The organism is Desulfocicer vacuolatum DSM 3385 (assembly GCF_900176365.1).
Lineage (GTDB): Bacteria > Desulfobacterota > Desulfobacteria > Desulfobacterales > Desulfobacteraceae > Desulfocicer > Desulfocicer vacuolatum.
Genome location: NZ_FWXY01000025.1, coordinates 33,269 through 57,198 on the forward strand (window position 1 = coordinate 33,269; position 23,930 = coordinate 57,198).

Genomic DNA, 23,930 nt, shown 5'->3' on the forward strand with positions numbered 1-23,930 from the left:
CTGCATGGGGAATGCAGGCAGGGGTCTCCTTTAACCATCCTCCACACTGAGTACTCTTCATCCTTTCATTCCTTTTGCAGTTTATAATTCATTAACTCAACTTTCGGGCTTCATTTCAAAGCCGGCATTTTTAAATGTACCGATGGGGTCAGTGTGCCGACGGGGTCAGGCTTTTGTTATTGATGTTATCGACCAAGGCCTTTGCCAACGAAAAAAGCCTTGATAATGTCAATAACGAAAGCCTGACCCCACCACGAAATGCGAACACCAAAAGTTGAGTCATTAATATCCCTTTTACAGAAAGTACCACAGGGATTCCAAATTTGTTGGCAGATGTGTCTGCCATACCGTCATTAATTTATCTGGGAAAAACATATCCCCAGTTTTTGCAAAAGGAAACTTAACTATGCTGGATCGGTTGAATATCACCCACCAGAAAACAGAGATCAAGGACAAAGTCCGGGAACTGCTGCCCGATGGAAATTTTAACACTTGCCTGACCTGCGGTGCCTGCGCCAGCGCCTGCCCTGCCACGGGTATCCTGGACATGGATCCTCGCAAATTTGTGCGTATGGCCACATTGGGTATGGATGCGGAGTTGGAAAGAAATCCCTGGATCTGGGCCTGCACCATGTGTAAACGATGTTATGATCTGTGCCCCATGCATCTTAACATCCCCCAGCTCGTTTATTACCTTCGTTCTCAATGGCCCAGAGAAGAGCGGCCCAAGGGGATTCTCGGCTCCTGTGACCACCATTTGAAATCCCGGGGCGGTGCCATGGGAGTTCCCCTGGATGACTTTACCTTCACCGTGGAGGACCTGGCCCAGGAGTGTAGAGAAGAACAAGCCGGTTTTGAAACCCTTAAAGCCGATATTGATCGCCAGGGGGCTTTTTTTGCCTTGAACCAGAACTCCAGAGAACCGGTGACGGAGCCAGATGAACTTCTGCCCCTTTGGAAAATTCTCCACACTGTGGGAGCTGACTGGACTTACTATTCCACCATGTGGGCCGGAGAAAATTACTGCATGTTTCTGGCCGATGATCCTGCCTGGGAAAAAATCATTCGTGAACAGGCAGAACACATTGATCGACTGGGATGCAAAGTGCTTATCAACACCGAGTGCGGTCACTCCTTTTTTGCCCTGTGGGAAGGTTTGCAGCGCTTCAACATTCCCCACAATTTTGAGTTGAAAAGTATTGTGGAACTTTATGCCCAGTGGATCAGGGAAGGAAAACTTAAAGTTAATTCCGACTGGAACAAAACCAACATTAAGTTCACTGTTCAGGATCCATGTAATCTTATTCGAAAATCCCGGGGAGATGACATGGCCCGGGACTTAAGATTTGTGGTGAAGCAGGTTGTAGGAGAAGACAACTTTGTGGACATGACCCCCAATTTATCCAACAACTTTTGCTGCGGGGGAGGCGGCGGATCTCTCCAATCCGGGCTCAATGACGAGCGTCATATTTACGGAAAGGTCAAATTTGATCAAATAATGGCCACCGGTGCCGGTTATGTTGTGACCCCCTGCCATAATTGCCACGCTCAGATTGAAGATCTCTCCCACCATTTCAACGGCGGATATCAGACCGTTCACCTATGGACGTTAATCTGTTTATCTCTTGGAATATTGGGTGAAAATGAAAGAGTTTATCTCGGGCCGGATCTGGCTGAATACGGATTGGAATAACGATCACGGGCGGATATTGGGAATGTAAATATAATGAAACGCAATATATATATACACCCCCGGGTTGATAAGGAGTTGAAACGTTTGAAAGGCCGGGAAAATACACCGGGGTTTGCTGCGGAAAAAGCCTGGCAGATTATTTGTTCCCTTGCCGGGGGAGACACTCCGGTCAATGCGGGAAGACTTTCCAGAAAGGGAGAAGCCCGCATTCGGAACTGCCTGAAATATAATCTTGGCAAAGGATATCGACTGGTCTGTGTAATAAATAAAAATGATATTTATGTGTTGTTCAGCGGTAATCACGACAATTGTCATACCTGGCTGGATAAGCATCGGAGTCTCAATATTGAAAGCATTATGGAACAAATGATCCCTTTTGGAGGGAATTCCTTTCCAGCCCGTACCGTCAGTTCCCCCCGCAGGATATCTGAAACCGGAGGGATGGATGATTTATGGGCGGAAACAGAAGCCGATGCTCTGCCGACAATTTCACAAAAGGATCTTAGAATCGTTTTCCGGGGAATTGTCAATGCATTGTCATGATCAAAGCAATTAAAAGGAGTTTAAATGACTGAAGATTATAGATCCATGTGGACGGATCTCGGATTGGATCTTGATGCCCATGACGCGTTGCTGGGCGTACTGGGAAGTGCTTACAAAGATATCTACCTGGCCCAGAAAAACCGCCCGGAAGGAATGGGTTATTTTGATTTTGTGATGAGTGAGGTCCATGGCTTGCGGATCAAGGAACTCATGGATGAAAAGGCCGCCGGTGGAAAAATCATAGGTTCCTATTGTGTGTTTGTCCCCGAGGAGATCGCTCTTGCTGCCAATGCCACCCTGGTGGGGCTGTGCTCCGGAGCGGATTTTGCCATGGAAGAGGTGGAGCAACTATTGCCCAGAAACACCTGCGCCCTGATTAAGTCCGCTTTTGGGTTCAAGCTTGGCAAGGTGTGCCCTTACCTTGAAAGTGCAGATATGATTGTGGGAGAAAACACCTGTGACGGTAAGAAAAAAGCCTATGAATCCCTGGGACATCTGGTTAACAATCTTTATGTCATGGATTTGCCCCAGATGAAAACCGATAATGGAAAAGCCCTTCTTAAAAAAGAGTATCTGCGATTCAAGGAGGCAGTTGAAGCCCTTACAGGTGTCAGCATTACCAAAGAATCCCTTAAGTCCGCCATTGGCGTGGTCAATGCAAAACGGGCTGCCATTCATCGTCTTTCCTCATTGCGCAAGGCAGATCCTGCTCCTATTTCGGGTCTGGACGGCCTTTTGGCCAATCAGGTGTTTTTTTATGATAATCCGGCCCGGTTTACGGCATCGGTTCATAAAATATGTGATGAACTGGAAGCCCGCATCCAGGATAGAAAAGGGGCCTTTCCGGAAAAAACCCCGCGTATTCTGGTGGCTGGATGTCCCCAGGCCGTGCCCAACTGGAAATTGCCCATGATTGTGGAAACATCGGGGGCCGTCATTGTGGGGGAGGAATCCTGCGTGGGTGAACGGGGTACCCGTCACCTCACCGATGACACAGGCAGCACTCTGGATGAGATGATGGATGCCCTGGTGGATCGCTATTTCCAGGTGGACTGTGCCATTTTTACCCCCAATGAGCAGCGTCTTTTGCATATCCGGGAGATGGCAGCAGCTTATAAAGCCGACGGAGTGATTCATTACGGCTTACAGTTCTGCCAGCCCTATCTCATGGAATCCATTCCCGTGGAAAAGGCGCTGGAGGAAAAAGGAATCCCCTGTTTGCGCATTGAAACCGACTACGGCATGGAAGATATGGGGCAGCTTAAAACCCGGGTGGAAGCCTTTGTGGAGCAATTGGGATAGGGAGAATATCATGCGTTTTGCCGGAATAGATATCGGATCCCGGAGCATTGAACTTGTGGTTGTCGATGAAACCGGAAAAATTTGTCACTTGGCCCAGGCGGACACCGGGTTTGACCCCATGGCTGAAGCAGAAAAACTCATGGACGGTATCCGTTATGACGGCATCATGGCCACTGGATATGGGCGAAATCTTTTTGAGATTGCCTTTGACGCCCCCACGGTGACGGAGATAAAAGCCCATGCCAGGGGTGCACAGGCTTTGTTCCCTGATGTCCAAACCATTCTGGACATTGGTGGCCAGGACAGTAAAGCCATTGCCCTGGCCAACAATGGACGGGTGAAAAAATTTGAAATGAACGATCGTTGTGCCGCCGGTACCGGTAAATTCCTTGAAATCATGGCCAAAGCACTGGGCTTTACCATTGACGATTTTGGCAAAGCCGCCCTTTCTGCCGCAAAAGATCTCCACATCTCCAGCATGTGTACGGTGTTTGCAGAATCTGAAGTCACTTCCCTCATTGCCAGGGGAGAGGATCGCCGGGAGATTGCCCGGGGGCTTCACACCAGTGTCATCCGCCGGGCTGCGGGCATGCTCAACCGGGTTTCTGCCAAGGGGGACATTGTTTTCACCGGCGGGGTGGCCAAAAATTTGTGTATGGTGGAATTGTTGTCAAAAAAACTTGATCGGAAGATCAGGGTTTCCCGGGATCCCCAGATGAACGGGGCCTATGGGGCAGCACTGCTGATGGCAGAAAATCGCTAAAACAGCCAACGCTATCTTTTCCGGTAAATTGAAAAAGGCTTTTTGATTGAACCAAATCAAAAAGCCTTTTGTTTTTCATGTGCCTGTGCTTTGATATTTTTAACCTAACTTTTAGCCGGCAAGGAAAACAATACAATGAATCAGCAATCGAACTTTGATGTTTATTTGAAGCCCACCTTTTTTATTGACAGCGATTCGCCCACAATTCAAGAATATTCTCGGGATATCTGCCGTGGTGTGAAGTCTCGGCAGGACAAGGCCATTGCCCTTTATTACAGGGTCCGGGATGATATCCGGTATGACCCTTATCATTTTGAAGACAATCAAAATTTTATTCGGGCAAGTGCGGTTTTAAAAAGAAAGGCCGGGTATTGTGTGGCCAAAGCTGTACTTCTTGCTGCCGTTGCCAGGGCCCAATCCATTCCTGCCCGCCTTGGCTTTGCAGATGTTCGCAATCATCTGGTCACAAAACGCCTCAGGGATATGATGGACACGGATTTGTTTATTTACCATGGCTATGTCGAGCTTTACCTGGCAGGGCAATGGGTCAAGGCAACCCCTGCGTTTAATGGTTCTTTATGCAGTCATTTTAATGTAAAACCCCTTGAATTTGATGGTATTCATGATTCCATATTTCATGAGTTTGACACTTTAGGACAGCGTCACATGGAATATGTGAATGATCGAGGCATCCATGCAGATCTGCCCTTTGATAAAATTCATGCTGCCTTTAAAAAGTATTATCCCAGAATTTTTGAGATCAACCGGCATCAAGACCCAAAGGCGTTTACCCGGGAAGCGTTGACAGAAAATGCTCCCGGGAAAGACGTTTCCCCGGAAATTTAAATGTTAGTTTTTTGTGGAAAATAATATGAAACCATGGATTTTTGTCAGTCTGGTTTTTGTTTTTACTCTTAGCTTGTTCGGGTGCTATTCCCCCAAGGTCCATGCCTTTGAGATGGAGCGATTCAGGATCGCCCTTGTCCAGATGGATGCCACCCGGGGAAAGGAAAACAACTTAAAAAAGATAGAACACTTTGCAACAAGAGCTTCCCGTAATAAGGCACAAATCATCTGCTTTCCAGAGTTGTCCATCACCGGGTATGAAAGAACCCATTCCCTTGCCCTGGCCGAAGCCGTTCCCGGTAAATCATCCGGCACGGTGTCAAAATTGTCCCAGAGGCTTGGCATCATCATTCTTGCCGGGCTCATAGAAAAAGTCCGGGATGAACTTTATATCACACACATGGTGGCTTTTACCGACGGCAGGGTGGAAATCTACAGAAAGACCCATCCGGGCAGCAACGAAAGGGTCGTTTTTTCCCAGGGTAACGCCCTTCCGGTTTTTCATGCAGAAGATACCCGGGGCAATGGGGTGACCTTTGCCATTGGTATTTGTTATGATATGCATTTTCCTGAAATTGCTGCGGTGTATTCCCTGAAAGGTGCCCAGATTCTCTTTGCACCCCATGCCTCTCCTTTGGGAGGAGAACGGCGCATTGCCGTGTGGAACCGTTATCTGGGAGCAAGGGCCTATGACAACACTCTTTATGTTGCGGCATGCAATCATCTGGGCCGGAACGGTACCAAGACATATGGATCAGGCATGGGCATATGGGACCCTGGTACAGCCCAGCTGCTTACGTCCTTTGTTGATGGTGAAGATGGGATTCTTTTTTATGATCTCAATCTTGCGGCCCTGGCAAAAAAACGTGGAAAAAAGAGTAAACGTTTTTTCCTTAAAGACAGAAGAGAGGAGCTTTATTGATATAACTGCCATGTCCTGCCGGACACAACGAATATTGACAATGTTATGATACCGCCCTCCGAGGGGGATGGAAACCGCAGATGGCTCAATTGGGCCGGTTCCTATTGTTCCTCGGGGACTTTGCCTTGGGTAAACTTGGAGGCAACCCTGCATATAATCTCCGCGGTCAGCCCTTCTTCTGATTCGGCTCTGTCCACAATCAAGCTTGAAATATTTTTCGGATTTACGGAGTATTTTATTTAAATGTAAAAATTATTTCTTTGGGGTTGAAGTTTCATCTCCATCTGTTTATATATGTCATTTAAGATTGTTGATTAATGGACAGATGATGGATGATTTATGAAAAATATCAAATTTTTAAAAATATGTAACGACTTTGGGATGAATTGCCTAAGAAATTCACCCCTCATCAATATACATAAATGGAAAATTTGGAATGGACTGGTGCAACTTGCCATGCTGTTATCCATTTCAGCGGCATTGAACATGGTATTTTTCTATTGTACTAAGATGTTCTGGGAACTTTACGCATTTACGCCCATGGGCCAACAGTTTTTTGGCATGTATCCTGCTGCCTCCTTTGCAATTTCCGATTTTCTTGACCTTGATGTGATGATGTTTTCCATGGAAATTGTTGTCTCTACCTTTGTTTTTTGTCTGTTCATAAGCATTCTCTTGAAATTGTGCTATGTGCTTCGTTACTTTTATTTGCCAAGACAGCTATTGGGGAGATTAATTTTATTCGGGGTGCCTCTGGCTGCAATGCTTGCAGGGCAGATACAAGAATATTACGGCCTGGAATACTGGAACATCGCTTTTGCTGCGGCTTTATTTCCCACTTTGATTTTATTCTCAGGCTGTTTTAAATTTTCCCATGAACAAATTCCGGAAATCGGCAATATAATAAGGGATGTTCTTCATATTGTGATAAAAATATTTGATTTTTTCAAGGATCAATCCCATGGGAAATAATGGACTTTTTATTGTTCTTTTGTGGTCACCAGAGAGAGATTGCCATTTGATAATAGCAGATTCCTGTCCGCTATTCTCCGGATTTGGTCCATGTAATGGGAGACCATGACAATGGTGCACCGGCTTTTTAACTCCAAGAGCAATTGTTCAATTTTTTCAACAGAAGCCGGGTCCAATGAGGCTGTAGGTTCGTCCAATAAGAGAACTTCCGGTTGTATCACCAGGGATCTGGCAATGCACAGGCGTTGGAGCTGCCCCCCGGAAAGCATTTGTGCATCACTGGAGAGCCTGTCTTTTACTTCCTCCCAAAGGTGAGCCTGTTGTAATGCAGTTTCGATCTTTTCCGGCACCATATTTTTTGAAATGCCAGCCAGTTTTAACGGGAATTGCATGTTTTTCAATATACTCATGGGAAGGGGATTAGGCATCTGAAAAACCATTCCCACCTTTTGGCGCAAATGGTGGACATTGTATTCTTTTTTTGAGATCTCTTCTAAGCCTTTACCAAAATCGATCCATATACGACCTGTGGCTCTGGCACCGTCAATGTTTTCCCATAAACGATTTAAAGCGGTGAGCAAGCTGGATTTTCCCTGTCCTGATGGACCGCTGACGGCGGTGATGGTACCTGCTGGAATGTCCAGATTGATTTTATTCAGAATGTGATGCGGCCCATAAAAAAAATTAAGGTCCTGTACTTTTATTTTCGTTTTTTTCATCGTACTTTTCTTTTAATCCAGTATGCAAAAAGGTACAAGCCGCCGCAGATAAACAATAAGATCAGGGCCGCACCATAGGCTTTCATTAATTCTGAGGTATTTGCGTACTCTGCTGCCGTATAATAAATGAAGAACGGCAGCGCTTCATAGCCTGAAAAAATTGAATTTGGAACTCCAGCTGTGGCAACGGCTCCGGTGAGCATAATCACCGCAGTATCCTCGGCACTTCTTCCAATGGCAAGGATGATACCGCCGATAATTTCCTTTGCCGCCATGGGAATCAGAACATACCATAGGTTCTGGGTCCGGGTGGCTCCAAGCGCCGGGCCTGTCAGCCGAACCTGGGGCGGAAGACTTTCCAGGGCGATTTGTGTTGAACGGATGATATATGGAATAACCAGAAATGCCAGACATAACGCGGAAATGAGCAGACAGGGATAGAGTTGTTTGAAAAAATGCTGGTGCAAAAAAATGGTGACGGCAAATCCGAAAAGCCCCACCACAATGGATGGCAAAGATGCCATGATATCAAACATCAGCCCCAGGATTTTCCGGGTTCCGGACCGGGCAAATTCCGAGAGAAAAATACCGGTGGCAATGCCCACGGGAAGGGCAAAAAGCATGGACAAAAAAATCAGTGCCAGGGTTCCGGTAATGGCCGGGAGCAGCCCTCCGAATACCTGCTTTTTTAAAAAAAGCGCGTCCATTACCGGTGTATGGGCAAAGATCAGATCCAGGTTCAGGCTGGACAAGCCATGGAACAAAAGATAACCCAGGATGGTTAAAACGGCGGATGTGAGGATAAATGCGCAGCACCAGGCATAGAAGCTTAAAAATATATCTACTGCAGAATGGTTTTTCATGATTATCACTGCCTTTTTCCGGCAGCGCGGGCGAAAAAAACGCCAACACAGGTGAGCAGGTAGAGTGTCAGTGCGCAGACAAAAAGTGTCTTAAATTCCATGCTGTCAAAATCAGCTGCTGTCACCAGTGCAATGTGAGCGGTGAGGGTCCTTGCCGAATCCAGGATATGGCGGGGAAAATCAATGGTGTTCCCGCTGATCATAAGTGCAATGAGGGTATCCCCCACAGCCCTGCCAAATCCGAGAATCAAGCCTGTGAGTATTCCCTTCCAGGCACAGGGCAAAATGATCATTAAAAATTTTTGGGCAGGGGTGGCACCCATGGCTTCCACAGCAATGGTATATTGACGGGGAACGCTGGATATGCTTTGTGAAAAAATCAGTATCATGGTGGGGGAGATCACCAGCGACAGCATGATGGCGGCAGATAAAATGCACATGCCCGATCCCTGGACAAAGGTTTCCCGGATAAGAGGCACTATGAGAAAAATACCGATAAACCCATAGACCACGGTGGGGATGGCGGTCATGGCTTCTACCAGGTGCTGAAAAAACTTGCCCAGGGTTCCCGGACGGGTGATCCGGATAAAGATGGCAGCCCCGAAACTCACAGGTGCTGCCATGATAAGGCTTAAAACGGAAATATACAGGCTGCCAAGGATCATGGGACCAATGCCAAACTGCCCCTGGCCCGGGAGCCAGGGGAGGGTCAGTATGTGAACTGTATCCGAGGCTCTGAGCACGGGGATGCTCAGCCATGCCATAAAAACCAGCACACCAAAGGTCAGTGATGCACACCCCCATGCAGCTGTCTGAAGGCAGATTTTTGGAATACGGTCATTTCCCAGCATCAGCGAACCGGCACAAATCCTTTTTGGACAACGATGTTTTGACCTTCAGGGCTCAAAAGATAGTTGATGAATTTTTCAGCCAATCCTGTGGCAGGGCCTTTGGTGTTGCTGTAAAGCCCTCGGGAAACTTTATACTTGCCGGATTTTACTGTTTCCAGGTCCGGGCGCACGCCATCAAGGGAAACAGGTGCAACGCTTTGGTCAATATATCCCACAGACATATAGCCGATGGCATAGGGGTTTTTTGCCACAGCGGTTTTCATGGCACCGTTGGAAGAAGCAAATTGTGCCTTGGGAGAAATGTCGCCCTTTGCCAGGGCTTTTTTCCAGAACACCGAACGGGTGCCACTGGATTCGTCCCGGGTATATACATTAATGGCACGGTCCGATCCGCCAAGTTGTTTCCAGTTGTTGATTTTGCCTGCGAAGATATCCTGTAGTTGTTGTGATGTGAGTGCCTGCACAGGGTTGTCGGGATGAACCACGGTGCCAACTCCGTCGATGGCCCATTTATATAGGGATAGTTCATATTTCTGGATTTCAGCATCGCTGGCCTTTCGCCCTGAATTTCCGATTTGAACCAGTCCTTCTCCCACCTGTTTAATGCCGGCCCCGGAGCCTCCTCCGGCAATGGTGATCTGGATATCAGGATGGGTGTCCATGATTTTTTGTGCCGCAATTTTCATTACAGGGATATGTGCTGTTCCGCCTGATATTCTAAGGGTTCCTTTTTCTCCTGTAAAGCTGTCAATACTCTCTGCCGGGCTGGAAGAAACCAGAATAAAACAGCATGCCAGAAGCCATGACAGATGTTTAAGTGTGTTCATAAAAAATTTCATATGCCCTTCCTTGTTGTGTGAAAATTTAATTCTTGGATTTTGATAAAATTGTTGGAATGACTCGCTGCGCTTGTCTTCCAACCAAAAGTTGCAACAAACACGCTTCGCATGCTGATGAACTTTTAATTAGTTTTTTACAGCCTGATTTTGCCTGTAAAGGGTAACTGTTATTTTTATGCCATGGACACCGGACAAGCAAATTGTTAATCTAAATCCACTGGATTTTTCCTATTTGTTTTTTTGATACTGCCAGGTGGGCTGTCCGGTGAAAAATTTCTGATTTGATTAAAATGCTGGGAAGATAGTTGTTCATTTGTTCGGATGCGCGCCTCACATCGCTTTGTATTGATTTAAAATTAACGAAAAGGTGAGCCGTGCATGAAAATTATGAAAGAGTATGCAAATCTAACACTCTTTTATGTTTCGTTGTGGGCAGAACGAAATCAGAATAAGGTCTACCCGTGACAGTCTTATAAAAATAAAAAATTTTCCTGTTGAATAATCCGGTGGACATTGATAGCTAAGACCTGTGAGCAGAAACTCATAATTAACCATCAAACATCAGGAGGAAAAATGGAAAAAGTTGTCGTAGTTGGATGCGGAAGTTATATGGATGCCGGATACGGCTGTCCCGGTGAGTGGAGATGTCTTAAGGCTGCTGCCCTTGGTGAGGGCAAATTTGAATCAGAGTCCCAGGTGGTGGGCTTTGTCAAGTGCGAATGCCCCGGTCGTACCATGGTGCCCAACACGGGCATGACCATGAAACTTTCTGAGCTTAAACCGGATAAAATTTATCTGTCTTCCTGCATGGCCAATGCCAAGCCCGACTGCCCCTATTCCACCCCGGAAGAGAAGGCCGAAATGCTCAAGGGCAAATTCGGTATTGATGTGGTCATTGGTACCCACGACTACCACTGATAGTAAGCACTGATAAGAAAAACCCCTGAGTATTTGTCCTTAGCCCAGGGGTTTTTTTATATGAAAAAGCAGGTACTGGGTGGTGGGTACTGGGTACTGGGTACTGGGTACTGGGTGTTCACTGCAACTACTTTTTCATTGTTCGTTGTGGGCAGGTCAAATCCCAATATGGTCTGCCCATGGCAGTTTATTAGAAAATAAAACTTCTGAGCAACCTCAGCAGAGCCCCCCGAGGGGCAATAGGAACCGGCCAATCGAGCTGTCTGGCCCATTGCCCCTCGGGGGGGCGGCATAATACCATTTGGCTCCGCGTCTACGATCCTATATTCGTTGTGTCCGCCAGGAGATGCCCGTTATATTAAAGACTTCTTTATTGTGGGCAGGGCCGGATCAAAATACGGTCCGCCCGTGGCGGTTATTGGCGAATTAATTTCAGGGTTCTGCCAGTATTGCAATGGTATCCCGGATTTCTTCACCAGTGACGGTTTTTCGAATATCTTCCATGTCCGCCATGACCCTGGCAAACCTCACCCCCTCGGCAGCACTGATCCAGGAGAGCTGGAGACGCTCAGGGCGAATACCTTTTTTTGCCATTTTTTTATGGATGCGCTCCACCCGTTTCACTGTCCATTTATTGGCATCAATGTAGTGGCAGTCTCCAATGTGGCAACCGCTCACCAGCACCACAGGGGCGCCGCTTTCAAAGGCCCGCCAGATAAAGCTTTCATCCACCCGGCCCGAGCACATGGTGCGGATGAGCCTTACATTGGAAGGATAGCTGAGCCTTGACACCCCGGCAAAGTCAGCCCCGGCATAGGAGCACCAGTTGCAGGCAAACACCACGATTTTTTCTGCGGGTCTATTTGCCAGCATGGCATCGGTCTGGGTGTTTATCTGCCGGTCGGTGAAATGGTTTAAGACAATGGCGTTATTGCGACACTCGGCTCCACAGGTGCCGCACCCGGCACAGGCAGCTGTGTTAACAACCGCCGGGATCTTTTTCTTTACATCCACGGTAATGGCATTGTAGGGGCAGACCCTGGCGCAGATGCCGCAGGCATTGCAAAGATCGGTGACCACCGAGGCTGTGATGGGTTCCGAGGCGATTTCACCCTTGTGCATGAGACGCACGGCCCGGGATGCCGCAGCTGTTCCCTGGGTAACACTCTCTTTGATATCCTTGGGACCTTCGGCACATCCTGCATAAAAGACCCCCCTTGTTGCCGCATCCACAGGTAAAAGCTTGGGATGGGCTTCAAGATAAAATCCGTCCGGGGTGAGCTGAAGTCCTAACATCTCCTGGAGTTCCCGGGTTCCCCTGGGTGCATTGATACCAAGGGCCAGCACCAGCATCTCAAGCTCGTGGAAATCCACCCGGGCCGTGGCCATGTTTTCCACGGCCACCTGCAAAGAGCCATTGGGCAACTCCTCCACAGAACCGGGAAGCCCCCGAAGGTACTTCACCCCAAGCCTGCGGCTGCGATTGTAAAGATCTTCAAACCCTTTGCCAAAGGCCCTGATATCCATGTAAAAGACGGTTATCTCCATGTCAGGGTAATGCTCTTTAAGGATCAGGGTGCTTTTGATGGTGTTCATGCAGCAGATGTTGGAGCAGTGCTCCCCCCCCCGCCTGCGGGATCGGGATCCCACGCACTGGACAAAGCCCACACTCTTTGGCACTTTTCTGTCCAGGGGGCGCACAAGTTCACCCTTTGTGGGACCTCCGGCATTGACAAGGCGCTCAAACTCCACACTGGTCACAACGTTTTCAAACCGGGTGTATCCATACTCGTCCATGGCTTTGGGATCATAGGGTTCCAGACCCGTTGCCACCACAATGGTGCCCACCTTTTCTGTTATCACCCCATCGGACATATTAAAATCTATGCAGTTCTTATCGCACACGTCCATGCATTTGGAACAGCCCCGGCCCATGCATTCATCCATGTTAATGAGATAGGATGATGGCACTGCCTGGGGAAAGGGAATGTGGATGGCCTTTCTTGAGGCAAGTCCCTCGTTGAATTCATCGGGGAACACAACCGGACAGGCCACAGCACACTCCCCGCAGGAGGTACAGGCGGTTTCATCCACATACTTGGCCCGTTTTATAATCTCAACCTCAAAGTTACCCACGTATCCTGTGACCCCTGAAATCTCTGCCAGGGTGTGAAGCGTAATATTGGGATGCCGACCGGCATCCGTCATCTTAGGACCGAGGATTCAGATGGAACAGTCCATGGTGGGAAAGGTTTTGTCCAGCCTTGCCATCATGCCGCCGATGGAACCTGTCTTTTCCACCAGGGTTACCTGGTAATCGTTGTCAGCCAGATCAAGGGCCGCCTGGATGCCGGCAATGCCGCCGCCGATGACCAGGGTTTTCTTTTCCACAGGAACGATTTCTTCTGTCAGGGGCATTAAAAGGCGTGCCCTGTTGATGGCCATGGTGACAAGATCCAGGGCCTTTTCTGTGGCAGCCCCGGGTGTTTCCATGTGCACCCAGGAGCATTGTTCCCGGATATTGGCCATTTCCATGAGATAGGGGTTCAGGCCTGCCTGCTTCATCATGTTGCGAAAGGTTGCTTCGTGGAGGCGCGGGGAACAGGAGGCAACCACCACACGGTCCAGGCCATGGGCATGGATATCTTCCACGATTTCCATCTGGCCCGGTTCTGAGCACGCATAGGTGATATCCCTTGCCAGGGCCACCCCCGGCAGGGTGGCAGCTTTTTCTGCCACTTTTTTGCAATCCACGGTTTTTCCAATGTTCAGACCGCATTGGCAGACATATACCCCAATGGCCGGAACAATTTCCGCTGTTGTAAAAGATCGGTTTACTACGCTGGTTTTCATTGATCCTGCTTCCTTTTTATATTATTCCCAGCGGACGTGGTCGGCAATGACGCTGGTTAAGTCCACTAATTCCATTTTCAGTTTATCCCCGGAAAAGGGATCTTCCATGGCACATCCCAGATGAATTCTGCATTTGCCGCAGGAGGTGAGCATCACATCACTTTGGGTGTTTCTGCCCTGGGTCAGCCGTTTTACCTGAAGCGCCTTACTGAATGCGTCACACCCGATCCAGGCGCTGTTGCCACAGCATAATGCTGTACTCCCATTGTTCTGCATCTCCACAAAGTTGCCGTTGGAAAAACGCCGGATCAATTTTCGCGGCAGATCCCGTACATCTTCCAGGGAGTTTAACCGGCATGAATCCTGGTAGGTAAATGTGATATCCGGGTTTTCAATGGTGACGGCCCCCCGCTCCAGTTCTGTATCCAGAAATTCGTAAAGATGGGTCACCTTGAAGTTGAGCTCAATGCCGTTCTCTTTGTAGGTCTGGGCAAATGTTTTGTAGCATTCAGGACAGGCCGTTATCATCTCTTCAATGCCAAGGGAATTTAAATAATCACAATTTAGCTTGGCAATATTAATGAAATTTTGTCGATCTCCGGACCAGAGAAGATCGTGGCCGCAGCATCGCTCATTTTCAAGGATACGGGGGGTGACATCAAAAAAGTTTAACAGGCGCAAGGCATCATTGAGAACGTTGGCATTTTTAACCTGCTGGTGATTTCTGAAAAACAGGTCAAAATAGGGAGCACATCCTCCATAAAAAAGCGTTTTGCTCTCTGGGTCTGTTTTAATGGCAGAGGGAAGATCTTTCCATCGTTTCTGCCGGAGACCGGGGCTTGCCATGGAGCGCATAAGGGAGTGGAAAAAACCGCCATGGGTCTGGTGGCTCTCTTTGCGTTTAAAAAGTACACTTCTCAGATCCTGAATCAAAAGGGGAAAATTCACCTCGGAGGGGCATCGTTCATAACAGGTGCCGCAGGTGAGACAGGACCATATATTGTTTTTAACATTTTCAGAATCCACCTCACCTGCGATGAGACTGCCCACCAGGGTCCGGGGGGAAAAATCCTTGCCGCACAGGGCAAGTGGGCATGAAGATGTGCACTTGCCGCAATCCTGGCAGGCATAGGCATCGTGTTTTTCAATGATTTTCCGGATGGTCTCAGCGGTGGTGGCCGGGGCCATGGCAAGGAGCTCCTGCCCGGATTCGGTAAAGGATTCTTCAGGAAAGTCACCTTTGGACGTGGCACTGACAATGGGGCTTTTTCCCAGGGCTTTTATATCTGCAACAAAATCTGACAGAAACTCCTTTAAGGGATCAACATCATCGGGCAGAAAAGTGGCCAGTCGCAATCTCTCCCTGCCAAGGCCCAGCACCTCTATGATTTCCCTTGTATCTTCGGTGTTTTTAATGGCATTGTATGTGCCACTGCCATAGCGACAGGCCCCCGGGGCACACCCTGCCAGGGCCACCCCGTCGGCTCCCATCTCAAAGGCCTTGAACAACAGTGCCTTGCTGATCCTGCCTGTGCAGGGAATACGAATCATCTTGATCTCTCCGGGAATTTTATACCCATCTTCCTGGAGGGCCTGGAACGCCCCGTGGGGGCCCCAGTTGCATAAAAATAATACTATTTTATAATTTTCCATGGGTCTTGTACCGCAACCTTTAATTTTTAACCGAGAAGTCCCCTTGCACATCGTTGATGTGGCGGGGGGACGGCATAATGCCGTTTTCTATATTCGTTGTGGGCAGGCCAGGTAGCGAATACGGTCTGCCCGTGGCTATTATAAGAGCATCTCCTCCAATGAGCGTTCCAGAAACACCTGGTCCCGGTAAGGGCTGTCTGCTGCATTGGTGGGACACACAGAAATACAATTGCCGCACCCCTTGCAAAACGCCTCGTCCACAGACGCGGCCCATCCACCCACACCATTGGGACTCAGGGTCACTGCCTGGTAGGCGCACTCTGCCACACATCGACCACACCCCCGGCACTTGTCCGCATCCACCACCACTGTGAACCCCTTGCTCTTGCGGGGTCCCCTTGGCATGATGGCTGCTGCCAGTACAGCGGCCGAAGCGCCCTTTTGTCTGTTGGACACACTTATATTGGAAGGGTCGGCAAGAAATATTCCCGGAATGGAGGTCATGCCCGGTAAAATATAGGGGCGGCCCACTTTATCCTTTTCCTGCATGGCGGAAGACACGGTTCTGTAAGCAAGTTTCTGCTGGTGGAGATATTTTATCTGCCGCCGTGACCGTTCTCCCATTATTACGGTGCCGGCATTGAACTCCTGGCGTTCTCCGTCTATGTCCACATTGATCTGAAAATTGCCCAGGGTGCCGGTCATATCCCGCACAGACGATCCCTTAAAACAGAAAATGTTTTCATGGGATACCACCGTTTCCAGGGGCTTGTCCGTGCCACCGAACATCACCACATCTGTACCGGTTTCGGCAAGCATCATGGCACTTGTCACAGATGCTTCGGAATCTCCGATAACCGCTGTGGTAAAGTTGTAATTTCGCATGGGAGAGGCAAAGGGCCTGAGCTGTTCTGCCCTGCCGATGGAGCGGGTAATAAGACCTTTTAATCGCTCAACAGCAAGGTCTCTGTCCTTTTCTAACAAAGAAAGGGCCTCCCCCCGGATATTGCAGGTCTCCACCATGGATCTGCCAATGCCGGTGCCGGTGAAAAGTCCGTGTTTAAGGCGGCTTCTCTGGTCTGTACATGCGCTGCACACAAAGTTTAAGGGACAGCAGACACAGGAGGCAAGGACAATGCGGCTAAGGGATTTTGTACGCACTGTTTTTAAAATTTGAGAGATTCCCTCCGGGGTACAGGCGGACATCATGGTGGTGGAGTGAACCACAGATTCGTGGTTGAGCAATGAATCCACAAATTGATCCATGGCGCCGTCCCAGCCAAGGGAGTCGTTACATCGACACACAAACACCCCGGTTCTTGCAATCCCCGGGGAAAAAGCGGCGGTGGGGGCAGCATGGGCAACCCCACTGCCCTTTCTGGACCAGGAGCCGTTTTTAAGAAGAATCATGGCCTGGGCTGCGGCGGCAAATCCCCGCATCATCATGGCATGGACATCGGGGTGGGAGGACTTGGGACCATAGGCCCGGATGATGTCGTCTCCCTTTACGGCAGGTGCCATGGAAGGATCAGCCAGAATCACCACGCCGGCATGGACGGCAAATTCTTCCTCCGCTTCCCTGTGGTCAATGGCTTTGATGGCATTGCACACATCAACACACTCCATGCATTCGGAGCAGACCCCGCACTGCAGGCAGCGGGCCGCCTCGGTCACCACCTGATCCCTGGAAAGCCCCAGGGCCACCTCGTCGTATCCCTTTATCCGTTGGGCCGGGTCTTGTTCCGGCATCACAGCCCTTGGCATCACAGAAAGGGTATCGCAAAGGTCAGGAAAATCCCGTTGGGAGACCCGTTGGGTGTTCCCATCAAGCCCCAGCTGATAAAGGTCGTTCAGGGCCTGCCTGGCTGTGGATTTTCCCTGGGCCATGGCATGGACCACTGTGGCTGTGCCCCCGGTGGCATCACCGGCCACATAAATATGGCTCTTTTCCGCTCCGTTGTTCCGGGGTTCCAGATAGGCGCTGGCATTTACGTTAAACTCCCCGGCCTTACTTAATTTTTTGTAGGCACCTGTTTGCCCGATGGCCACCAGCACAAGGTCTGCTGCCATGGTAAACGGTTCTGAATCTTCAATGATTTCCGGCCAGGCAATGCCGTTGTCAACGGGTTTGCCCGGGCGTGTGGCTTTACACATCACACCGGTTACCCTGCCGTTGTCTCCAAGAAATTGTACCACCTGGCTTTGGTCCCGGATGGCGATTCCCTCTTCCAGGGCTTCTCTTATTTCATCATGATCTGCGGGAATATTGTCTTTTTCAAACCAGGACACCATGGTCACCCGGGAGCCGGTCCTTGACACCACCCGGGCAAGGTCAAAGGCCGCATTGCCGTCCCCGATGACAATCACATTTTGGGGCAGATCATGCTCTTTTTTGGCATGGAAGTCCGTGAGAAAGGAGATACAACCCCGGACCCCTTTGAGGTTCTCTCCCGGTACCCCAAGTTTTCTGTCACACCAGGAGCCCGTGGCCAGGATAATGGCATCATACTCTTTTTTAAGCCCGGTGAGATCTGATTCAAGGTCCATGGGGCGGGAGGTTCTTATCTCCACACCGGACGCTTTTATATGGGCAAGTTCCCTTTTAAGGATTTTTCCGGGAAGGCGGTGGGGGCCGATGCCGTAGCGGAGCAGACCGCCTGCTTCCGGTTGCTCCTCAAAAATAACAGCCCGGCATCCATGGGATACAAGTTCATGGGCCGCAGCAAGTCCCGCCGGGCCAGACCCGATCACTGCGATTTTTCTGCCCTCCACAAAAACAGGGGCGGGTTTGTGTGATGTTTCACGGTCATCCTCAACATCGGCCACAAATCGTTTGATGGCCCGGATGGACAGGGGCTCATCCACCTGGGTGCGCCGGCACTCATCTTCACAGGGATGGGTGCAGATACGTCCACAGATACCCGGCAGGATATTTTCTCTTCGGATGAGGTCAAGGGCCTTTTGAAACCGGCCCCGGCCTGCCAGGGCCACATAGCCCTGGACATTGACGCCCAGGGGACATCCGGTGCTGCACAGGGGTGTTTTTCTTTTGTCAATGATGGCCCGGCCGGGAAGACTTCTGCGGCTTATAACGGTTACAGGTTTGGTGCCGTCCTCCAGGGTTACGGGACAGGTTTCCACACAGCGTCCGCACAGGGTGCAGGTGTCCGTATCCACAAAGGTCTGCTCTTTTACCACGGAAATCTTAAATCCCTGCATGTTGTGCTTGATGCTGTTCACCCTTGCCGGAAGAATGCAGGATATGTCCGGATTTCTCATGAGGCGGATGAGTCCCGGCCTGTGGGCGTGGTTAAAAGGGACCCCGGACTTGAGGGTAAAGCCCGGGTCTGCAAGTTTTTTATCCATGTCCGGGTCACAATCCACCAGGGTAACGGGAATATCAAGTTCCCCCAGTTTGTTTGCCGCCAAAATGCCCGACGGCGTGGCCCCAATGACCATTACCCTGCGGAGACGATCTTTCTTACGCTTCATTTTTTGCTCCTGTCTGGCCACCGGCCCTTTTTTCAAGTCCCTTGAGTTTGGACAGGCCATAATCAAATCCCAGGTTAAAGGCCTTGGTGTTCATTTTTTCTGTGCCCTTGGGAACCGAGGATGTAACGGCAAAAAGGGCTGCCTCCTTGGTTACAAGGTTGGTAACTGCCGTTGTAAACCCCACCATGATGATATTTGCCATCATTTTTCTGCCCAGTTCCTCTGCCATGCGGGTGGCAGGTATGGCAAAGCACAGCCTGTCATCCTGGGGAATCACAAGATCTTTGTCCGTGAGGAGAAAGCCCCCGGGCTTCAGAGATCGGTAATATTTTTCATAGGCGGATTGGGACATGCATGCCAGGATATCAGGGGTTGTAATATAGGGATATTGAATGATGGTATTGGAGATTACCACCTGGGCACAGCAGGCCCCCCCCCTGGATTCCGGGCCATAGGACTGGACAAGGGTGCTCTCTTTGTCGTCCCTTAGGGCAGCAGCCATGCCGATGATGCGCCCGGCAAGGATGATGCCCTGGCCGCCAAACCCCGTTACAATGATCTCCTGTTTCTCTTTTTTATCAGACATATGGTTTAACCCGTAAAAAGTTTGTTTTCAATGTTGATTGCCATTGTTTTTGCTGACAGGTTCGGCTTGATCACGATTTTGTGGATGTTTCATGGTAAAGTCGATGGTATTGCTCATCATGGGATGGTTTTTCAATATCCACAAATTTACCCAAAATCACCTTTTGTTTAAAATCAATGCCCAGCTCGCCGGGGTCGGCATTGTTTTTTATGATGGTGTTGGCGTGATACTCCCTTAATGTGTCCAGGGGTTTTTGTTTATTGCGCCGACCATAGTTGATGGGGCAGGGGGACAGGGCCTCCACAAAGGAGAAGCCCTTGTGGTTGATGGCCTCTTCAATGCTGTCTGCAAGATCCCTTGAGTGGAGCATGGTCCATCTTGCCACATAGGTGGCACCTGCGGCATAGGCAAGCAATGGAAGATTAAAGGGAGATTCCGGGTTTCCTCCCATGGAGGTGGAGGACTTTGCCTCGTGGGGGGTTGTGGCCGCAGCTTGCCCCCCGGTCATGCCGTAAATAAAATTATTGACGCAGATCACGGTGATGTCCATGTTTCGCCGGGCCGCATGGATAAAATGGTTGCCGCCAATGGCAAAGAGATCGCCATCTCCGGAAAAGACAATGACATTGGTTTCCGGTCTTGCCATTTTGATGCCCGTGGCAAAGGGGATGGCCCTGCCGTGGGTGGTGTGAAAACTGTCGATATTTATATAACCGGCCCCCCTTCCGGAGCAGCCAATGCCTGAAACCATGGCAAAATCATCGTAATTGATCCCTGTGTTTTTCATGGCCGTGAGACAGGCCGTAAAAACAGAACCGGTACCGCAACCGGAACACCATATGTGGGGAATCCTTTCCATGCGAACCAGGTCTTCCAGGGGATGGGGGACGGGAACTTCTTTTTTAACTGCTGGACTGCCCATGGTTAAAATGCCTCCTTCATGATGGATATCACCTGTTCGGGGGGCACCACGGCACCGCCGGGATGGCCCGCAAGGTAAGAGGGGGCTTTGTAGCCTGCACAACGCTCCACCTCCCGGCTGATCTGGCCCATGTTGATTTCAACGGTGATAAAGCCCTTAACCCTTAAGGCAAGTTCCTTTATTAAACGGTCGGGAAAGGGCCATACGGTGATGAGTCTTAAAAGTCCTGCCTTGATACCTTGTTCCCTTGCCATGTCAACGGCGGTGTAGCTTGTTCTGGATGAAACACCATAGGAGACAATGACAATGTCTGCATCGTCCAGAAGGTATTGATCCGTCATGATAATGTCGTCCAGGTTGTTTCTGATTTTGCCCAGCAGACGTTCCATCATTTCTGCCTGGGTATCCACACTCATCACAGGGTAGCCTTTTTCATCGTGGGTGAGCCCTGTCACATGGACCTTGTACCCCTGGCCGATGGACGGCATGGGGGCCACCCCGTTGGGCCCGGGTTTAAAGGGGTGAAAATTATTCTTTTTTCCCCGGGGTTGAATTCTGGAAATGGTTTTGATGGCTTCTTTTTTGGGGATCACCACTTTTTCACTCATGTGTCCCACAATTTCGTCGGACATGATGAAAACCGGGGTGCGATATTTTTCACTTAAATTAAAGGCTGTGATGGTGAGGTCAAACATCTCCTGGGGGGATGAGGGGGCCAGGGCAATGATTTCATAATCGCCGTGGGAGCCCCATTTGGCCTGCATCATATCTGCCTGGGCACCCTGGGTGGGCAAGCCTGTGGAGGGGCCTCCCCGCTGGACATTGACCACCACACAGGGGGTCTCTGTCACAATGGCAAGCCCCACTGTCTCCATCATGAGGCTGAAACCGGGGCCTGATGTTGCCGTCATGGTTTTCTTGCCTGTCCATGCGCCGCCAAGAATGGAGGTCATGGCTGCTATCTCATCTTCCATCTGTATATAGGTGCCCCCCACATGGGGAAGTCTCTCGGACATGTGCTCTGCCACCTCTGTGGCCGGGGTAATGGGATACCCCCCGAAAAAAAGGCACCCCGCCGCAATGGCCCCTTCGGCACATGCGATGTCTCCGTTGATAAAATGTTTACCTGTATCGACTGCTGGTTTCATCCTCTCCTCAATACCCCTTTATTCGACATTGGACAGGCAGGATTTGCCTGGTTTTTGTGGTTGACCGTACAAAATAACCCTTTGGATGTTCTTGACGGGTTTCATCTGTTGCCTTGGCTTTTTCCTTGGGAATTGTGATTAAACGGCGGCTTGCTCTGCCGTTGCTTCTGTGGAAAAAATGGCAAACTCTGGACACAGAAGCTCACAATAGTGGCAGTTAAGGCACCCCTCTGCCCTGACCCGGGGAGGGTGGTAGCCGTTTTTGTTAAACTCCTTTGAAAATTCAAGAACAGCCCTTGGGCAGTACTCAATGCAGTATCCGCACCCTTTGCAGCGGTCCTTTATTATGTGGACAACGCCCTGTGTTACTTCGACCTCTTCTGAATCAAGAGGGACTCTCCAGTATTTCATAACCCCTTCCCTGTGTTGGCTTATGGATATCATGATTGATAATTTGTCGGTCAATGCATATCTCATCTTGTTGGGAATGAAAAGGTTTTTTTAAGTGGAGGAGAATGTGTTTGTCTGGATGGGGTTCTGAAAAAGCAGGGGGTGTCTTTGTTTTGAGTGGGGGTGAAAGCTGTTTTTCTTTAAGGGCCGGATTCTTGTTAAAGCATGGGGCTTTTATATAACGGGCTCAACTTTCGGGCTTCATTTCAAAGCCGGCATTTTTAAATGTACCGATGGGGTCAGTGTGCCGACGGGGTCAGGCTTTTGTTATTGATGTTATCGACCAAGGCCTTTGCCAACGAAAAAAGCCTTGATAATGTCAATAACGAAAGCCTGACCCCACCACGAAATGCGAACACCGAAAGTTGAGTAACGGGTATGTTCTGTGGGACACAACGAATGTTGAAAATGGTATTATGCCGCCGCCCCCCCCGATGGGCAATGGGCCCGGACCGGAACTGTAGACAGCTCAATTGTCCGGTTTCTATTGCCCATCGGGGGGGCGGCTCTGCTGAGGGTGGTTGGCGTTTTCCTTTTCATATAAACTGCCGTAGACCGTATTGTGATCCGGCTTTGCCCAGAACAAAGCTTGAAATTCTTCACAGATTTATGGGGTATTTCATATAAAAGGACCTTTTGGAATTTTTTATTGTAAAATCGCATATCAAGAAACATTATTGACATAAAATAATCATGGGTATAAAAATAAAGGGCTTGTGATTTTGCTTATTTTGGGTTCTTAAAATCAGAAGGTACTTTATGGCATCAGGATTTGACTGTATTTGGAATTTGTTTTGTCAGGGGGGCAATACTCAAGCTTAATGGGTGGTACTTATCTGGTTTCAGGATAACATGAGGCTATGTTGGATATACGGTTAGGAATTGATCTAAAATTTTTTTTTATGAATTTTTAATTTTTAAAAAGTTGAGATAGCCAGATCTACACAATTGCTTGTTGGAAACCCTTCATGCGTAACTGAGTGCTTACGATTATTGAAATTATTTTAAATCATCAAATCACTCAGTGATGTCCGGTTAGGTTTTTGCAGACTTCTTTTTCTTTTTTTTGGTCCTTTTTTTGACAGCCCTATCGCCTGATAAAGGGTATCTGAGCTCATTTTGTATATCATTTCTCAGTTGGCGGATTCTTTTGATGGAAACTTTTTCATTGAATTTATCATGACAATATATGGCCATGAGTAGATATGAAATAAGCCCACCAAGGATTTGTACCATGACTCCATACTCACTGCGAGCAATTAAGTGATACACTTTGAGATGTTTTTTCCACCATTTGAAAAAAGATTCAATGTCCCACCTGAGCTTGTAGATTTTTGCCACTTGCTCGGCAGTCAGATCATGTCGATCAGTTGCCACGTAAAATGTTGAGCCTGCAATCTTATATCCAACGACTCGGACTGGTGTCTCTGATTGATTTACCCCCGGAGTTCCAAGAAGGACTTCTGCATCATAAAAAATATGAGTGTCCTCCGGCACAAGGTTCTGTTTGATGATAGTTCGCGTAGTTTTGATTTTGATTCGGCATACAAAATGTTTTCCCTCAGCCTGTAGCAAATCAAAATCTTTATGGGATT

21 protein-coding genes are annotated in these 23,930 nt (G+C 49.0%); 9 read left to right on the forward strand and 12 right to left on the reverse strand.

Annotated elements, in window-relative coordinates:
* Window positions 1-406 precede the first annotated feature (406 nt).
* From B9A32_RS17790 to B9A32_RS17820, 7 genes are all read left to right on the forward strand, one after another.
* Window positions 407-1,693, forward strand: a complete 1,287-nt coding sequence (locus B9A32_RS17790) for a (Fe-S)-binding protein (RefSeq protein WP_084071314.1) — start codon at window positions 407-409, stop codon at window positions 1,691-1,693.
* A gap of 33 nt (window positions 1,694-1,726) precedes the next feature.
* Window positions 1,727-2,236: a hypothetical protein gene (locus tag B9A32_RS17795; protein WP_139795881.1), complete on the forward strand. Its 510-nt coding sequence runs from the start codon at window positions 1,727-1,729 to the stop codon at window positions 2,234-2,236.
* 24 nt (window positions 2,237-2,260) lie between these two features.
* Window positions 2,261-3,538, forward strand: a complete 1,278-nt coding sequence (locus B9A32_RS17800) for a double-cubane-cluster-containing anaerobic reductase (protein WP_084071316.1) — start codon at window positions 2,261-2,263, stop codon at window positions 3,536-3,538.
* 10 nt (window positions 3,539-3,548) lie between these two features.
* Window positions 3,549-4,301, forward strand: coding sequence for an acyl-CoA dehydratase activase (locus tag B9A32_RS17805; RefSeq protein ID WP_084071317.1), 753 nt, complete (start codon window positions 3,549-3,551; stop codon window positions 4,299-4,301).
* 135 nt (window positions 4,302-4,436) lie between these two features.
* Window positions 4,437-5,147 (forward strand): transglutaminase-like domain-containing protein, encoded by a 711-nt coding sequence (locus B9A32_RS17810; protein ID WP_084071318.1) that lies wholly within the window; start codon window positions 4,437-4,439, stop codon window positions 5,145-5,147.
* Between the two features lie 25 nt (window positions 5,148-5,172).
* Window positions 5,173-6,069, forward strand: a complete 897-nt coding sequence (locus tag B9A32_RS17815; protein ID WP_084071319.1) for a nitrilase-related carbon-nitrogen hydrolase — start codon at window positions 5,173-5,175, stop codon at window positions 6,067-6,069.
* A 456-nt stretch (window positions 6,070-6,525) separates the two neighbouring features.
* Window positions 6,526-7,041 (forward strand): hypothetical protein, encoded by a 516-nt coding sequence (locus B9A32_RS17820; RefSeq protein WP_212638000.1) that lies wholly within the window; start codon window positions 6,526-6,528, stop codon window positions 7,039-7,041.
* A gap of 8 nt (window positions 7,042-7,049) precedes the next feature.
* Here B9A32_RS17820 and B9A32_RS17825 read toward each other — a convergent pair whose 3' ends face one another.
* The 4 genes from B9A32_RS17825 to B9A32_RS17840 are packed head-to-tail and all read right to left on the reverse strand — an operon-like array spanning window position 7,050 to window position 10,313.
* A complete protein-coding gene (locus B9A32_RS17825) occupies window positions 7,050-7,760 on the reverse strand; it encodes a phosphate ABC transporter ATP-binding protein (RefSeq protein WP_084071321.1) in 711 nt (236 codons plus the stop codon).
* The gene (locus tag B9A32_RS17830; protein ID WP_084071322.1) at window positions 7,757-8,623 is read right to left on the reverse strand and encodes a PstA family ABC transporter permease; all 867 of its coding nucleotides are present in this window, start codon (window positions 8,621-8,623) and stop codon (window positions 7,757-7,759) included. The genes B9A32_RS17825 and B9A32_RS17830 overlap by 4 nt, the downstream gene beginning before the upstream one ends.
* Window positions 8,624-8,628: 5 nt before the next feature.
* Window positions 8,629-9,474 carry a PstC family ABC transporter permease gene (locus tag B9A32_RS17835; RefSeq protein ID WP_084071323.1) on the reverse strand — a complete coding sequence of 282 codons (846 nt, stop codon included), beginning with the start codon at window positions 9,472-9,474 and terminating at the stop codon, window positions 8,629-8,631.
* Window positions 9,474-10,313, reverse strand: a complete 840-nt coding sequence (locus B9A32_RS17840; RefSeq protein ID WP_084071324.1) for a phosphate ABC transporter substrate-binding protein — start codon at window positions 10,311-10,313, stop codon at window positions 9,474-9,476. Before B9A32_RS17840 ends, B9A32_RS17835 begins: the two co-directional genes overlap by 1 nt.
* A gap of 573 nt (window positions 10,314-10,886) precedes the next feature.
* Between B9A32_RS17840 and B9A32_RS17845 the strand changes: the two genes are divergently transcribed.
* Window positions 10,887-11,231, forward strand: a complete 345-nt coding sequence (locus B9A32_RS17845; protein ID WP_084071325.1) for a CGGC domain-containing protein — start codon at window positions 10,887-10,889, stop codon at window positions 11,229-11,231.
* Window positions 11,232-11,291: 60 nt separating this feature from the next.
* Entirely contained in the window at window positions 11,292-11,432 is a 141-nt protein-coding gene (locus tag B9A32_RS21940) for a hypothetical protein (protein ID WP_212638001.1), read from the forward strand.
* 231 nt (window positions 11,433-11,663) lie between these two features.
* Here B9A32_RS21940 and hdrA2 read toward each other — a convergent pair whose 3' ends face one another.
* The 8 genes from hdrA2 to B9A32_RS17885 all read right to left on the reverse strand — a co-directional run.
* Complete coding sequence (gene hdrA2, locus B9A32_RS17850) at window positions 11,664-14,084, reverse strand: CoB-CoM heterodisulfide reductase HdrA2 (protein WP_084071326.1); 2,421 nt, start codon at window positions 14,082-14,084, stop codon at window positions 11,664-11,666.
* Between the two features lie 21 nt (window positions 14,085-14,105).
* Window positions 14,106-15,737, reverse strand: coding sequence for a hydrogenase iron-sulfur subunit (locus tag B9A32_RS17855; RefSeq protein WP_084071327.1), 1,632 nt, complete (start codon window positions 15,735-15,737; stop codon window positions 14,106-14,108).
* Window positions 15,738-15,875: 138 nt separating this feature from the next.
* Window positions 15,876-19,229, reverse strand: coding sequence for an FAD-dependent oxidoreductase (locus B9A32_RS17860; protein ID WP_084071328.1), 3,354 nt, complete (start codon window positions 19,227-19,229; stop codon window positions 15,876-15,878).
* Entirely contained in the window at window positions 19,219-19,815 is a 597-nt protein-coding gene (locus B9A32_RS17865; RefSeq protein WP_084071329.1) for a 2-oxoacid:acceptor oxidoreductase family protein, read from the reverse strand. The genes B9A32_RS17860 and B9A32_RS17865 overlap by 11 nt, the downstream gene beginning before the upstream one ends.
* Before the next feature lie 70 nt (window positions 19,816-19,885).
* Window positions 19,886-20,737 (reverse strand): 2-oxoacid:ferredoxin oxidoreductase subunit beta, encoded by an 852-nt coding sequence (locus tag B9A32_RS17870; protein WP_084071330.1) that lies wholly within the window; start codon window positions 20,735-20,737, stop codon window positions 19,886-19,888.
* Between the two features lie 2 nt (window positions 20,738-20,739).
* Window positions 20,740-21,885 carry a 2-oxoacid:acceptor oxidoreductase subunit alpha gene (locus B9A32_RS17875; RefSeq protein ID WP_084071331.1) on the reverse strand — a complete coding sequence of 382 codons (1,146 nt, stop codon included), beginning with the start codon at window positions 21,883-21,885 and terminating at the stop codon, window positions 20,740-20,742.
* 138 nt (window positions 21,886-22,023) lie between these two features.
* The gene (locus B9A32_RS17880; RefSeq protein ID WP_084071332.1) at window positions 22,024-22,296 is read right to left on the reverse strand and encodes a 4Fe-4S dicluster domain-containing protein; all 273 of its coding nucleotides are present in this window, start codon (window positions 22,294-22,296) and stop codon (window positions 22,024-22,026) included.
* A gap of 1,074 nt (window positions 22,297-23,370) precedes the next feature.
* On the reverse strand, window positions 23,371-23,930 hold a 560-nt coding region (locus B9A32_RS17885; RefSeq protein ID WP_232367223.1), incomplete at its 5' end, for a transposase.